A 13,911-nucleotide genomic window follows, 5' to 3' on the forward strand; every position below is an offset into this window, starting at 1 on the left:
AAGCACTTAAGTGTTGCATAAAACTTTAACGCTCCCGATTACGCCAAGAGGAGAACACAAAATTAATGAAGCTATCTAAGGTAGACTTGAGCAGTTTAGTAGCGATCGCTCATTCTGATGGATATTTGCAGTTGTTGCTCGATCGAGGCGACGAACTAGAGTTTTTGGAAATTCCAGCGCCGATACAAGCTTATGAAGGATTGCAAGAACTGAACGAGGCGATTGCCCAAACGCCTGCACTACCCTTTGAAGAAGAAGCAATCGCTATGTTACCAGTTAGCTCATCAATGGCGATCGCTGTAGGATATGATCGCGACGAACAAATTTTGCAAGTTGAGTTTCAAAGTGGATCTGTTTATCAATACTTAGGCGTAGACGAGGATACCTGGGAAGATTTACACGCCTCTGACTCAGTTGGCAGCTTTTTCAATCAAGAGATTAAAGGCAGATATGACTGCGATCGTCTAGATAATGCAGATTATACTATTGACTAATAACTGTGTATAGGGTTTTCAATTGGTACGCGATCGAGTATACACAGAGCCCCGATCGCTTCTCCTCCTGGTGTTAGCAAAAGTACGCCTGCATAAAATCTCCGAACAAGTCCAGCATTAATGACTATAGGATTCGTAGCAAATCTTTCATTAGTTAAAGTTTCGGGAATAATTAAAACTTCGCCACTTTCCATACAAATCGCCCCGAATCCTGTTTAAATAACTAAGCAAGCATATAACTTGATGGCTTTAATTATACTAATATGCCTTAAGAGAGATGAGTCATAGTTTTGGTAAATTTAAGTAAATATTAGAAGATTTATACCCTGATAATTTTGGATAAATAAAATTACCTAGCTAAAAAATTCTTGTTGTTACCCAAAGCATTAACAAGATCATACACCAGTGGTATTTTCTTCAGAGACAATAGAGAAAGCCCACATAATCAAACGCAGTTATGACGACTACACTTGTTTCTGCTGTTAAACCAAAAGCCGAAGATAGTTTTGCCATTAGCTTTGCACCCTTGTCTCTTGAAGAAATCTATGCCAAGTCTGATGATCCAGCCAACGGTGCTGTGGTTCTGATGAGTGGCGTAGTTCGCAATCAAACTGATGGTAAACCTGTAATTGCTCTAGAGTATCAAGCTTATGAACCTATGGCATTGCGGATATTTTATCAAATTGCTGCTGATATTCGCTTATCTACGTCTGATGTCAATCGGGTAGTGATTCATCATCGCACCGGACGTTTGCAAGTTGGAGAAATTAGCGTTTTAGTAGCAGTGGGTTGTCCTCATCGGAGTGAGGCATTTGAAGCTTGCCAGTATGCTATTGATACCCTCAAACACAATGCACCTATATGGAAGAAAGAACATTGGGAAGATGGTTCTAGTTGCTGGGTAAGTATCGGTGCTTGCGAACAGTTAGCAGAAAATTGTTCTTAAAGCAATTCTATGTAAGGCTGCGCTTTATTCACTAGGGGCAATTCATGAATTGCCCCTACACTCTATAGTTTTACATCAATATTTCTATTCGCAAAATAACAATTTTTGTTGCATTTGTTTACAAAAACTACACTCCTCTATTGAGGTTTGTAAATAATTTGTATTTCCATAAGGAATATTCCTTTAGACTGATCTTTAACTGAAAAATGTGGGAATAAACACAAATGCATTCGTTAAATATATTTTGTCACGAATTTGTAGTTGCTGTTTCCTTTGTAGCTTGCATTGTTGGACTGGTGTTACTGTTGGACAGTAAGCAACAAAAAAGTGACGTGGAAGAAACAGAAGTGATTCTGTTTAGAATGAGCTTTACTTATTGGCTAGTTTACTGTGTAGCTTTTGGCATAGAGAAAATAATTTTACCCGAATGGGAATCTGTAGTTATGACTTTGAAAATAACTACCGCTCTGTCATATTTCTTAACTTTTTCGTGTATTGTTAGTCTGCCACTACACAAATTCGCAGTCCACCGTGTTGAAGAATAGACATTGGAATTGGGAATTGGGGATGATTTAAGATTTCATTGCGATCGCTAATGCCGTTTCCAGTTCTGACTGCGCCAAAGGAGTCAAAATAAACACTTCTTGTACTGTCTTTCCCTGCCGTGCAATTACTTTATAGCCGCCGCGAATCGGTACTGAGACACGCAGTTGCATTTTTGGACAATGACCTCTTGCCCGCCCAATGACCCCTGGCGTTACAGTTTGGATGCCATCCTGCTGACAAAGACGTTCTAAAATTGGGATTAGACCAGAAAGGTGTGTCGAGTGATTCCAAACCAATCTGGCAGCTTTTTGTGAAGCCGCCCGGAGGGAATCTGCGGTGGGTTTGCCCATAATAATTAAGCTGCTTCTAGAGGTGCCATTGTCAAACCTGCTCGGCGCAGCTGCTGATGATAGAGTTCCGCAGGTTCTTGAGGGCCGACCCAAACGATCGCTTGACCTTCATAGTGTACCTGATTAGTCAGCTCCCACGCGCGATCGCCACTCATTCCCGGAATATATTTCATTAAACATTCAGCCACATGTTGGAATGTATTAAAATCATCATTTAATACAATCACTTTGTAATTCGGATAAGTCTTACGGGTAACTTGACTAGACCGTTCAGGAGTTATAGTTGGTGCTGTGGTCATCCCGTAAACATCTGCTGAAAGGTTCCTAACCATATAACAATTGGTCAATAAGATTTTGCAAAACTACAAGTAACTAGTTTAGTCCATTGTCACTTTGTCGATTGTCATTTGTCCTTTGTCCTTTGTCCTTTGTTTTAACAAATGACCAATGACAAATGACCAATGACTATCTACCGCCAATTATCCCAGTTTTCGTTAAAAATGGATGTATCGGGGAAAGCAGTGGGGTTGCCATTTTGTTGCAAAAGCCGTTTGAGAGCTTCGAGTTGTGGCTCTTGTTTGGGTAAGTTATCGACTAGTTTGTATGGTGCGATCGCATTTTTGATGGCAAAACTAGCGACAGTTCCCGCAGCAGCGCCAGACGACCATTCAAAGGAATGAACTCGATAGGCAGCAGCAGCAATATGACTAGTAGCAATGCTTTTGCCTCCTACTAGCAAATTATCAATTTTCTGGGGAATCATAGCTCTGAGAGCGATTTGGAAGGGATAAGCTTGGCCAGCACCACGCCTTTCACCTGGACGTTCTGTGTTACCAGGGGCTTCTGGAGGACTATTCACCATACAAGGATGGAAATCTATAGCATAGTGACCAATACCCACAGAATCGGGGAAGATGGTAGAACGAGTCCGTCGCATTGCTTTATCTGGTGGAACTTTACCGTCAATTACTGATATTGCTTCTAAACCTGCAACTGCTGCTCGTAGCCTCCGATACATATCTTCTGGCAGCGTCTGGGAGTAATACTTATCGTTGTAATCTCGGCGAGAAATATCAATTTCCCAAATACCAAAGCCACCAGGTTGTCCCCAACTGGGGCGGCCAATGATGCGCCGTCCTTCGCGCATATAGGGATATTTCGATAAACCATGCACTGTTCCCATCGGGGAATTTAGCCCAGAAACAAAGCGGTTATTGGTTTGCTGTTGCTTTACACCCTCCCCCAGTTGGGAATCTGTAGTCCCAGCTACTAACCAATAATAGAATGAGAGGGCATTTTCCTCTGCTTTGCGGAGGGTTTCTGTCCGCAGTCCTCCCATCCAGCCCCCTGGGTTTAACTGTCCAGTGCTTTGTAACTGCTGGCGACTGTAAATCAGGTTATCCTTGGCTGTTCCGGGGCGGTAGTCGTTACCCCAAGTCCAGTTTTGCATAGAGATATCCCCTGGTGTAGGAGCATCAAAACTTACACCACCGAATTTTGCTGGTTTGCCTTTGTTGGGACTCCAAATGCGACGATAAGTGAAAACCAAATCAAAGTTAGCCAGTCGCGTTAATTCATAGCTAAAATATGGCGCATATTGTAAATAGAAGGGGGGCATCGTCTGTGGTTGAGGTTCCTTAGTTGCCTCCATTGCAAAGGTGTAGGTAAATCCTTGAGGGCAATAAGGATCGCTGTTGGTGCTGGAAGAAGAGGGTTCTAGGTAAGAACGGGCATCAATGCCTAATCGATAGGGAACATCAGCAAGGGCAATAATTTCTCCAGTTTCGCTGGCATCTACGATGTACCATTTCGGAGCATCCCCTTTCGCTTCCTTGGGGAGAAAACGGAGAATAGTTTTGGTAAATCGAGATGAGTTTTCGTAACTATAAGAATCTTCAATACTTTGAGATAAAGTAAAGGTATTGAGAGGTGGTGCGCCTTTTGGTGGTTGATGTTGGATAGCGATCGCACTATTAATTATCTTGCCATCAGCAGCAATTTCCAAATCCTTAATTACCGTGTTGGGAAACCATTGCAACTTCCCTTTACCTTGCTTCTCGGCATCTTTGAGCATATCGGTCAAAATGGCGTGAGCATCGCGGGGAAGAAAGCAGGATTCACTTACCCAACAATCACCGGGGTTAAGTTTACCGTATTTGCGCCCAATGCGGTTTCGTAATTCCAGATAGCCGCGAGAATAGAATTTGAGAGCCCGTTGGGTTGGGCGTTCGTCTAACGCAGATGTCCCTTGAGAAGAAATTTGTCCTCCCAGCCAGTCAGTAATTTCCGTCAGACAAACCGTTCGTCCGGCTAGTAACCCCTCGTAAGCTGTGGCGACACCAGATAGTCCACCACCGACAACTAAAATCTCGCAATTGACAGTTTTATCTGGGGTTCTCGGTAATGTAGCGTTTGCAGAATCAAATGCAACTAAGGTAGATATGAAATTGAGACCGATTAGCGATATTAAGCTATAAGCTACTTTGTGTCTGTGCTTCATGGTTAAAAAACCGCTCCAAATCCTGTGTCACCTTGTAGAAGGTAGCATCCAGGAAATGTTCATCACAAGTTTATCAGAGTAAATATATTTAAATATAAGTTTTATACCTAAAATACTCAGTATGTCGGTCAAATGTACCTTGAAGTTATTAAAACTCAGTTAACAGTGCTTATTACTGAGTACTTTTTCCTCATCTATGACAAACATTGATTCAGACTTCTACACCAAGAATGCATAAGTGATCTTTTATTAGTTGTTTGCCTAAATGCATTGGATATGGTAAATGAATATTACCCATAGACCATGCTGGTGAGATTCGTAAGTAGTGCGGTACTCGGCAAAGTGATTTTAGGCTTTCTTCTGTTTTTTGAAAATCTGGATGAACGAAAAATGGCAAGATTTCTATCATCTGCTGGTGCTTGAATGCAATATTTACACCGTATTCGTCATCTTGAGAATCGAGCATATAGAGTTCGCGTGCTGTTGAAGTATCTTGAGCTTTTTGTGTTTGCGGTAATCTTCCGATAGAGAAGTAATGGAGTAACTCAGTGACAGAGGTATCGTAAAAACCACTTAAGCGAATTAAATCTCGTGCTGGAGAATTCTCGTTCCAAGTTTCTCGATTGGTGATGTATTGAGTTGTCTCGTCGCCAGTGCGGAAGCGAATTATTCCTAGCAGGTTTCTAAGTTGGTTATGATCACGAGGATATACACAAGCGTGACCGGGAATGTGTTGGAAGTCTAATATATCCCGTTTTGCAAGCAGATATTCATTTTTTAGTTGGAACCAAGCTTGACCTCCGTTTTCTTCACCACGTTCATTACGCCATACATCGGCTTCGATTAAGACAAGGGTAGGTTTTTCGCTTACTTGCGTTAGTACATCCGCCGCAAATTTTGCAAGCTCTATTCCCTGTAACTGAACTGTTTTGTAATTGCGATCGCACCGTACCCGTGAGAAAATCTGTCCCAGTTCAATCCCCGCCTGTGCATAAGGAATCCAATTGTTGTGATCGGGGAATAACACATCAACTACACCATTTGCCCGCAGACGAACAGCTAAGGCATAGTGAATATTCTCTTGACCTTGAGTAGTTTTTCGGCGGCAAAGGGCAATTACATCTAGATTTTGGGCAATTTCTTTGGGTATTCCTGCCCGTTTATAAACTTCTGAGGGCAGTCCATAGAGTGCCCCAACTTGGCGTAGCGTTAGATCCAGTACAGCATTCAAAATACGTCCTTCTGTCTTCTTGCTGTAAGATAGCGGTATATCTGTGCTTTCATCTTCTTTGTCAGCTGATTTTGGTTTAACTGTTTGCACCATTTGGGAACCGATTTTTTCTAACACACAAGCTTCACGAACTACTCTATAAATGCTTTGTTTAGGATGAACTCCCTTCTTTTTTGTTTGTCCAATCTCAACGATCGCAAAACAGTAAGGCTTAGTAGTAGAGTCAATTGAAGCAATAATCTTATGTTTCAGAAAGTCGCGCCATGCATCGAGTTTCATTTGATGCTGCTTGCGAATCTGTTTGTCAAACTCTTGACCATCTTTAGGTGCAAGTCCGGCTGTGTCGAGGGGTTTCAAAAGATTTGGATCATTAATCCATACAGATGATACTTTGATATGCTCTGGAAAATCTTCTCCTTGATTGAGCAGGAAAGCATCACGCAATGTCTGGTAAGTTACATCACAGGTATCTCGTTCGCGCCACAGAAGAAAAATATGTATGGGTTTTCCTTGCAATGCCCGCTCAATAGCATCAGCAATGATCGTTTGTCTTTCTTGACGACGGTTATCTACACGTTGTTTAATTTCTTTTTCAATCAGCTTTTCTTTTTGTTGTTTTGTAAAACTTGGAGGTTGAGAAATATATTCGTAATCGCGCATAGCCAAGGGTGTTTTTTGACCAGATGGAGCAGGAATATCACACTGCATTGGATCATCAGGTATCAAAACACCATTTAAAAGTTCTAAAACTTGAGCAACGATATCACCGCGTTCCTGCAAACTAAATCCTGGTTTAATACTATGTCCTCTTTTATGGTTTTCATGTTCATACTTATATCCTTCAGCATGAACTAAATAATATTCATCTCTATTCCAGTTTGAATAATTATATAAATTGCCGTAGTCCGCAGGATTGCCAAGAATGTTCTCAGTTGTTTCAAGGGGACGCGCTTTGAATGCAGCTAACAGATTTGGCAATTGAAATTTCCACAAATTACTATCTTCTCTTCCATTGTTTTCAATGGTAAGACGTATCAAAGTTGAATCTACTTCGTAACCAGATAAACGTTCCTCATTCATTCCCATCAGCACAGAGATATCACGACCGTAATTCATTTCAATTAATGGCTCATGAGCATATCGTTGGCAACTTAAATGCAAAAAAATCCACGGTTTAAGCTTGCTATTTTGGTTGAATCGCCCTGCTTGAATCTGAACGCGAAAATCCAAGCGATATACAAAATAACCTTCCCTTTCGTTACTATAGTCATCTGTGTACAGTGCCGGAAATGCTTGACTGACTAGGAATAGTCCAGTACGACCTGAGCCATCGCCTTGTACCTTGCGCCACTGGATTTCTTGCTCTCTTTGCCCAGAGTGAATAACACATTTTTTTCCATGCAGCAATGTTGCTAAGAAACTAGGAATGGCTTGGTATCCCAGTCCTTTTTCAGCATTGATGTTTTGAATGAGCGTTTTTGGAGTTATAGGTTGCCAATTCCAATTAGTGGGAATTATGGTCATGTTTTCAAGGAAGCGATCGCAAACACTATTCACCTGATCTGCTTTACCCTTACCATCAAATTGCTTTGCCCACTCCTGCGCCCAAATAATCACTAACTCATGTATTTGCTCAGGTGTTGGAACTCGCAACGGATTTTCAACTGTTCCTACAGCTAATGCTCGATAATCGTCTGTATCAAAGTATTCAAAACTATGTGTCAACGTTGATGCACAGGCAAGCAATCCATTGTTTAACTGTCGATATGGTATCCAGACCTTTTTCTTACGATTAGCTGAGAGAACTTCTTCCATACTGTTACGAAAGTCCGCAACAATTTCTGCAAATGGAAACTCAAGTACCGCAATTTCCAAATCTGTAAGAGCATCTTCTGCAAGATTCATTCTGGCAGGTAAGAGAATAGGAGGTCGCACGTTTTTTTTAGGCATTATGAATTCCTTTATACAAAAAATTTACCAATCTAGACCTTCGATTTTTTCCAGTGCATCGGCTAGAGGCTTATAAAGTGCGTTTCCCACTGTATTTTCTTCGCTGCCATAGTCGCAAATTCGTAGAAGCATGGCAACCAGAAGACTTGTCTCTTCTGTATCTAGTTCAGATAATTCTGGATCAGCTTTCCTTGCAGCACTCTTGGGTGCCCAAGCCGCATCGACAAAATAACCACGAAATGGGACACCTCCACGCAAAAGACGACCAACGGCTTGAATAACTAATCCAGCAGTAGTAGCAGCAAGATCGAACCGTGGAAAAGCAAGTAATTCCTGATTATCGCGCAGGGTTTTATAGTAAGAACGCTGTTCAACCGATCGCCAGTAACGCGCCGCTAGTTGGCGCACCTTTTCAGCACGTTGTACAATTCCGTCTCCTTGTTGCCATGCTAGAAAATCTGCTTTATCCGCCCAGTCTAAAGCGCGACGGTTCATTTCTTGGGCGATCGCCTGTGTATCATGTGGGTGTGGATATGGACGAGTCAGAAAGTAAATAGCACCAAATGCAGCTTTACCGTTGGCATTCAAAATATTGAAACCACGCCCGATCGCATTCATAGGAGCAACAAGAATTTTTCCCTTAGTTTGCCCAAAAGTTTCAATATCTGCACGATTGAGCGCACCCTTATCAGGTAGTTTGACAAATTTCGCTAGCTCATCAAAGTTATCTTCCGTGTATGTCTCTATATTGTCAGGAACTAGGTGATATACAAAATCCTGCTTACTTGACCAGCAATTGCGAATTTCGTTTGCTGCCCAACGAGCTTGATCGTAGGAGTTGACTAGTAAAAGAAGGCGATCGCGATCCTTCCAGTGGTTATTCAAATCATTTTCGCCAAGATGTTCTAATTCCCTGAGTTCTTGCCCCAAATCACCTGTACCGTTAGTACCAACGAGCGATCGGGCTATTTCCTGAAACAAGCCCATTTTCTGTTGTTCAGGGCTACCAGAAATGCGGAGGGGTTTGTTCTTTTGGTTGAATTGGGGAAGAAATTTGAAATGACTTTGAGCGATCGCATCTCTCGCCCCCTGTTCTGGCATTAAAACCCCTTGCGGATTACCAACGTGAAAGCTGGTAGAATCCGGTAAGTAGGATGTTCCAGAAAGTGCCAGCACATTGGGGCCACGTTGACCGTTAAAATCTGTTAATAAACGATGAAAGTTTAAAATGTAGCAGCGTCCAATATTGGTGTAGGCGAACAAGGTCAATGCATTATTGCTGCCATTTCTGGAGCTTTTATTGTCGTCATTTCCTCTGGAGTAATAAGTGCCGAACTGCCGTCCTGTGGGAGGCAATGGCAAAATATTCAACATTGCAGCAGGCATTCGACCATGCGATGATTCGTCGTTGATTGATTGGGGTCGGTTGTGCCATTCATAGAAGACAATTCGAGTGTGTCGATCTAAAAGAGCGATCGTCAGCCCAAATTGGAGACGATAAGCCAACGTTTCAAAAGTATCTACATCTGGCTCATCCCCGTTCGGTGAACGTCGTTGTTGAGTTGATTGTTGGGAATTTTGATTGCGATTCTCCAATTCTGTTCGCAGTCGCGCTAGACACTGTTCTGTATCTGGGAAAAATTCGATAATCCAGGCTCTGCAAGCCCTGTAGATGTTCTCATCTGAAGCACTTTCTCCAGTACTATTGATCTCTTGCATAAGACGCGCAAGGCGAAAGACTGGATCTCGGTTTGGGTTAGATGAAGGCTGCATCCGCAAAGGATCATCCTCGTTGAGCAGTGCATCAAAATAATGCACAATTGGCTGAACAAGTTGAGTATTTGCTTGTGAAACTGCCTCAGATGTATCTGGATCTTCAAATTCTTCCAATCCAGCAAGACGACGCGCAAATTTGAACAAAAGGGAGTTAGGTGTAAAATAACCTCGTTTTACCCATTTTCGGAGAAATTGATGTCCGACCTGTTTATCGAGTAGGGTCAATGTTGCTGTAATAGCTTTTTGTGCATCACGTTCTGCACCAGTCCATCGCTGTGTTGTTGGGGGCATAACCCGGTTAGTTATTGAGAATCGCTCGGTTTTCACGCCAATATCATCAAAAACGCCGTTATTACCACCGTCAGTCAAAACAACTTCTTCAGCATAAGTATCATCAAACCACTGAATGATTGTCTCCACCTCATCAAAGACCACAAAATCTGATTGTTCATTGACGAGTTCACCGATTTTGATAGGACGCAACTCTAAATGACGCGGTAATCCTGCCATTGCCATCGCGCCAGGAGTTGTAATCCAAACACGAGCATTTGGCATATCACGATAAACCTGTTGGGATGGGCATTTATCAAAGAATGGACACAAATAGGATGAACCGAGGTTTTTACGTCGCTGCTGGCGATCGCTTTTAGGCATTTTTTTGAGAGTATGACAGGGTTCAATTCCCGCTTTAAGAGCTTTGCCGTCTAGAAGTTGAATAAAATCACGCTCTTTTAGCTGACCTTGGAGAGGGCAAGCTGTGCCTAGCCAACGTTCACCCCAGTGAGGCTGTCCGCGTTGTCGATGTTCCTGATAATCTTTTGAGGCAGAGAAACTCTGAAGGTGTGTATCGCGTTTACTGCGCCCCAAGATTGGCACTGCTATTGGATCATCATTCTCTGGATCGTTACAAAACCACCAGTTAATCTGATTTGCTAATTTAATCGCTGATTGCACATCACTAACGACTAACGTGATGCGGCGATCGCAATGATGCCGCAGAATGTTAACACTGAACAACTGCGAAACCGTGGTTTTTCCAGAGGCAACCATACCTGCAATGTTTGTGAAGCCATCTAACTCAAGAATTTGCTCCTCTTGCGGAAACAGTGTTCCGTTCTCCTGAACTTTGTGGAAGTTAATTTTGCGAAAGCGATCAACCCAGTGTCCTCTAGCAGTTTGATCCCAGCCATATTGACGCGCTAACGCTTCCTCTCGCTGATCAATCCATGCTGCATCTAGCTCTAAATCTGAAATACGAAGCGAAAACGAAGTACGAGAACGAGTTGTAGCAAACCAAGGTAACGGCTGTATTTGTGCATTTCGTACCTGCTGCTGTGTAAATCTGACTGGTACTATAACCGTCTCTTCTCCTGTCTTTGCCTCAAATTGATAAGTGGTTCTGGCTTCTACCCGTTTAACTTGGCGATGCCGGAAATTTAAATTGGTATTTAAGCAAAGTTCGTACAAATCTTGATGAACTTGATGCCGGAGATTTTTGGCAGCATTAATAATATAGCTATCCCAGTTTTGCGGAGTGAATTCGTGATAGTTACGCCAATCTAGAGGAATCCTTAGATAAGAACGCAGTGCGCCTAACCAAGCGAAACGGGCGGAAAAGGGAACTATTTGGCGAGTGTTAGCGATCGCTCGACGTTCCGTCTCATTTAAATTCTGTAAGCGTGGATGTCTCAAAGGCATTCCACTCAAAATTGCCCAAGGTGCGGTGACTGGCTCATCATCAAGTTCCAAATACTCCATCAGAGCAAAGCCAAGCTCTACTTGAAGCAACAATTCAGCTTGAGTACGATCCAAACCTGCTTCCTTCAACTGTTCGAGGCGGTCTTTAAACTCGGTCGGTACTTCAAATAAACTCATCTGGCTCATAGACTATTTTCCTTCCCGCAACTGCTCAATTTTATGGATAACTCTTTCCTCAAATACAGCATCACTCAGAAGATGGGTACTGCTAGGCAGCTTTGTCGCCTGTTCACGAAGAATTTCGATGTAGTCCTCTCGTTGTTGTAGGCGTTGGATGGGAATAACATAAAAGCTCTCGTCATAACGCAGATTGCCCTCACCGAATAGAGGTGTAAGCTTTGGTGCTAAATTGTAGGGGCTTCGGTAATCTTTAATATCTACAGCCCAGGTTGATTGGTCACAAAAGCGTAGTTGTAAGTCATAGCGATCAATACCAGGATAAAGATGGATGGCACAAAGCTGATCTGGATATTTGCTTTGAAGTTCTTCCAATACGTTAAATAAGCGCATCTCAGGTATACCCGGTAAACAAATACGCAAATGGATACCAAACTTCAGACGACGCAGGCCTTGTTTCCAGGTGATTTGTCGAATAAACGGTAAATTTTGGCGATGATCGTTGCAAGCACTGGGTTTAATACCACGTAACTTTCCATACTTTTTAAACAAAGGGCCGCAGCGATCGCAATTCCAGCAAGGCTCATTTTCTTCACACTCATCGTAGAGTTCGCCAACTTCTTGAATAGAAATATGTCGTGTCGTAGAAAAGGCTTTACGAAGCTGTGCCGGAGTCGTGTATGGATTCTCAATCAAAAATAGACGCAGCAAAACATACTCCTGCTGAACGCGCTCAGGATCGCTATCGTTGTTGTAAAGTTCTTGTAACCGTTCCAAAATTCTCTGAAACTGGAAATTCTCTATGGCAATTTGCTTAGTTAAAGTGGTGGCAAACTCTGACAACTTGGTTTTTTCAAGTAGTTCCTCATATAAATATCGGCTTGCTTCTTCACTCAACCCCCATTCATAAAGCAGACCAAAATCAGAGTCAAACTCTTTTGGCAGTAGGCGCCCTGGATACCAAGTTTTTACAGGTTTTTCGAGTAATGCTAAAAGACCAGTTAGAGTCCGTGGGTATGTTACAGCAGTTAGCTCTAAAGCTAGTTTATTAAGAGCATGACGAAGCAGTTCAGAATGTGGATACCTGCCATCTCGACGGACAAACTCTGCTAAACCAAGGATAAGATTATCAAATTCATTACTTCCCATTGAAGATAATCCTTCATTTAGAGGATTTTTTTAACAGCACAAACTTTTTCAAGCGTGATACATTTGTTTTATAAAACATACAATATTATTTACTTTGTGTCAAATAAAAAGCGATTTATTCTTTTGTGAGACGGGGGCAAAGGAATGGGAAGTTATCTAGATATAGAACGGTTAGCAAGCCTAGTCCGCAAAAAACGCGGCAGCAGAGGACTACGGGAAACATCGGCGGAGATTGGTAACGTTAGTCCATCCACTCTTTCACGAGTAGAGAGTGGGAAAATGCCGGATATGGAAACTTTTCTGGCACTTTGTAACTGGCTAGAAGTGCCGCCTGCGGAGTTGTTTAGAACCTCAAAGGAGGAGCAACTGAATACGCCTGAAGTGATCGCTATTCAACTACGCGCTGACAAAAATCTTGATCCAGCGATCGCGAATGCTTTAGCATCTTTAGTTAAAGCAGCGTATCGCGATCTCTCTCAAAATGATGGCGAATTGAAGCAAGATCCCTAAAGATATGTCATTAATTCAAAGTCTATCGCCGGAATTTAGGCAACGCTGTGAAGCGATCGCAACTGAACAACGAAGCTTACTTCGAGTGCGATCGTTTGAACCGTTACCCGCAGACATTCTAGCAACCAAGTTACGAGCAACACTTTTTACACCCGATCGGGTTCCAAATTTAGAGCCAGAGCAAGTAGCGGTATTACTTGCTAGCGATGGGTGGTCAGCAGGGATTATACGCTATAACCCACTATGGATTGTATACAACCCGCGTCATACACCTGCACGGTATGAATCAAATCTGATGCATGAAATAGCTCATGTGTTGTTCAATCATAAGCCTGTTGGCTTTGATTCGTTAACTGGACTACCAAAACGCAAACAAAACAACGAAGATGAAGCAACTTATCTAGGAGGATGTCTTCAAATTCCCAAACGTGGTCTACTGTGGGCGACACAACGAAAGATGCTGTTATCTGAGATTGCAACACATTTTGGCGCTAGTGAAGCGATGGTGAAGTTTCGCAGCAATGTAACTGAAGTCTCTGTCAAATGCTAATGTATTACAATATTTGCTCTGCCAAGAAACAGAA

General features: G+C 42.5%; 12 protein-coding genes. 5 read left to right on the forward strand and 7 right to left on the reverse strand.

Annotated features, from left to right (window positions below):
* Nucleotides 1-65 precede the first annotated feature (65 nt).
* Complete coding sequence (locus tag FBB35_RS27995) at nucleotides 66-494, forward strand: KTSC domain-containing protein (RefSeq protein ID WP_174712363.1); 429 nt, start codon at nucleotides 66-68, stop codon at nucleotides 492-494.
* Here FBB35_RS27995 and FBB35_RS28000 read toward each other — a convergent pair.
* On the reverse strand, nucleotides 491-688 hold the full coding sequence (locus tag FBB35_RS28000; RefSeq protein WP_174712364.1) for a hypothetical protein: 198 nt from the start codon (nucleotides 686-688) through the stop codon (nucleotides 491-493). The genes FBB35_RS27995 and FBB35_RS28000 overlap by 4 nt on opposite strands.
* A gap of 263 nt (nucleotides 689-951) precedes the next feature.
* On the opposite strand from FBB35_RS28000, the gene FBB35_RS28005 reads away from it, so the two are divergent.
* Entirely contained in the window at nucleotides 952-1,440 is a 489-nt protein-coding gene (locus tag FBB35_RS28005; RefSeq protein WP_163927527.1) for a molybdenum cofactor biosynthesis protein MoaE, read from the forward strand.
* 224 nt (nucleotides 1,441-1,664) lie between these two features.
* The gene (locus FBB35_RS28010; protein WP_174712365.1) at nucleotides 1,665-1,985 is read left to right on the forward strand and encodes a hypothetical protein; all 321 of its coding nucleotides are present in this window, start codon (nucleotides 1,665-1,667) and stop codon (nucleotides 1,983-1,985) included.
* 27 nt (nucleotides 1,986-2,012) lie between these two features.
* Here the strand turns inward: FBB35_RS28010 and FBB35_RS28015 are convergent, their stop codons facing one another.
* The 6 genes from FBB35_RS28015 to FBB35_RS28045 form a co-directional block, all read right to left on the reverse strand.
* Nucleotides 2,013-2,336, reverse strand: a complete 324-nt coding sequence (locus FBB35_RS28015) for a DUF2103 domain-containing protein (RefSeq protein ID WP_163927525.1) — start codon at nucleotides 2,334-2,336, stop codon at nucleotides 2,013-2,015.
* Nucleotides 2,337-2,341: 5 nt separating this feature from the next.
* Nucleotides 2,342-2,668: an ATP-dependent Clp protease adapter ClpS gene (gene clpS / locus FBB35_RS28020; RefSeq protein WP_174712366.1), complete on the reverse strand. Its 327-nt coding sequence runs from the start codon at nucleotides 2,666-2,668 to the stop codon at nucleotides 2,342-2,344.
* Between the two features lie 137 nt (nucleotides 2,669-2,805).
* Nucleotides 2,806-4,836 (reverse strand): FAD-dependent oxidoreductase, encoded by a 2,031-nt coding sequence (locus FBB35_RS28025; RefSeq protein WP_174712367.1) that lies wholly within the window; start codon nucleotides 4,834-4,836, stop codon nucleotides 2,806-2,808.
* A 211-nt stretch (nucleotides 4,837-5,047) separates the two neighbouring features.
* Nucleotides 5,048-8,017: an RNaseH domain-containing protein gene (locus FBB35_RS35155; protein WP_254625710.1), complete on the reverse strand. Its 2,970-nt coding sequence runs from the start codon at nucleotides 8,015-8,017 to the stop codon at nucleotides 5,048-5,050.
* A gap of 24 nt (nucleotides 8,018-8,041) precedes the next feature.
* A complete protein-coding gene (locus tag FBB35_RS28040) occupies nucleotides 8,042-11,677 on the reverse strand; it encodes a hypothetical protein (RefSeq protein ID WP_174712368.1) in 3,636 nt (1,211 codons plus the stop codon).
* A gap of 3 nt (nucleotides 11,678-11,680) precedes the next feature.
* On the reverse strand, nucleotides 11,681-12,817 hold the full coding sequence (locus FBB35_RS28045) for a hypothetical protein (protein ID WP_174712369.1): 1,137 nt from the start codon (nucleotides 12,815-12,817) through the stop codon (nucleotides 11,681-11,683).
* Between the two features lie 144 nt (nucleotides 12,818-12,961).
* Here FBB35_RS28045 and FBB35_RS28050 point away from each other — a divergent pair, with 144 nt between their 5' ends.
* Both FBB35_RS28050 and FBB35_RS28055 read left to right on the forward strand, forming a co-directional pair.
* A complete protein-coding gene (locus tag FBB35_RS28050) occupies nucleotides 12,962-13,327 on the forward strand; it encodes a helix-turn-helix domain-containing protein (protein WP_174712370.1) in 366 nt (121 codons plus the stop codon).
* 4 nt (nucleotides 13,328-13,331) lie between these two features.
* Nucleotides 13,332-13,877: an ImmA/IrrE family metallo-endopeptidase gene (locus tag FBB35_RS28055; RefSeq protein ID WP_174712371.1), complete on the forward strand. Its 546-nt coding sequence runs from the start codon at nucleotides 13,332-13,334 to the stop codon at nucleotides 13,875-13,877.
* Nucleotides 13,878-13,911 lie beyond the last annotated feature (34 nt).

The organism is Nostoc sp. TCL240-02 (assembly GCF_013343235.1).
In the GTDB taxonomy this organism is placed as follows: domain Bacteria; phylum Cyanobacteriota; class Cyanobacteriia; order Cyanobacteriales; family Nostocaceae; genus Nostoc.

What these genes read in the sequence shown, in the direction of transcription:
- FBB35_RS28045 (WP_174712369.1), bottom strand. Translation starts at nt 12,817, where the DNA reads ATGGGAAGTAATGAATTTGATAATCTTATCCTTGGTTTAGCAGAGTTT.
- FBB35_RS28050 (WP_174712370.1), top strand. Translation starts at nt 12,962, where the DNA reads ATGGGAAGTTATCTAGATATAGAACGGTTAGCAAGCCTAGTCCGCAAA.
- FBB35_RS35155 (WP_254625710.1), bottom strand. Translation starts at nt 8,017, where the DNA reads ATGCCTAAAAAAAACGTGCGACCTCCTATTCTCTTACCTGCCAGAATG.
- FBB35_RS28000 (WP_174712364.1), bottom strand. Translation starts at nt 688, where the DNA reads ATGGAAAGTGGCGAAGTTTTAATTATTCCCGAAACTTTAACTAATGAA.
- FBB35_RS28025 (WP_174712367.1), bottom strand. Translation starts at nt 4,836, where the DNA reads ATGAAGCACAGACACAAAGTAGCTTATAGCTTAATATCGCTAATCGGT.
- clpS (WP_174712366.1), bottom strand. Translation starts at nt 2,668, where the DNA reads ATGGTTAGGAACCTTTCAGCAGATGTTTACGGGATGACCACAGCACCA.
- FBB35_RS28055 (WP_174712371.1), top strand. Translation starts at nt 13,332, where the DNA reads ATGTCATTAATTCAAAGTCTATCGCCGGAATTTAGGCAACGCTGTGAA.
- FBB35_RS28015 (WP_163927525.1), bottom strand. Translation starts at nt 2,336, where the DNA reads ATGGGCAAACCCACCGCAGATTCCCTCCGGGCGGCTTCACAAAAAGCT.
- FBB35_RS28005 (WP_163927527.1), top strand. Translation starts at nt 952, where the DNA reads ATGACGACTACACTTGTTTCTGCTGTTAAACCAAAAGCCGAAGATAGT.
- FBB35_RS27995 (WP_174712363.1), top strand. Translation starts at nt 66, where the DNA reads ATGAAGCTATCTAAGGTAGACTTGAGCAGTTTAGTAGCGATCGCTCAT.
- FBB35_RS28040 (WP_174712368.1), bottom strand. Translation starts at nt 11,677, where the DNA reads ATGAGCCAGATGAGTTTATTTGAAGTACCGACCGAGTTTAAAGACCGC.
- FBB35_RS28010 (WP_174712365.1), top strand. Translation starts at nt 1,665, where the DNA reads ATGCATTCGTTAAATATATTTTGTCACGAATTTGTAGTTGCTGTTTCC.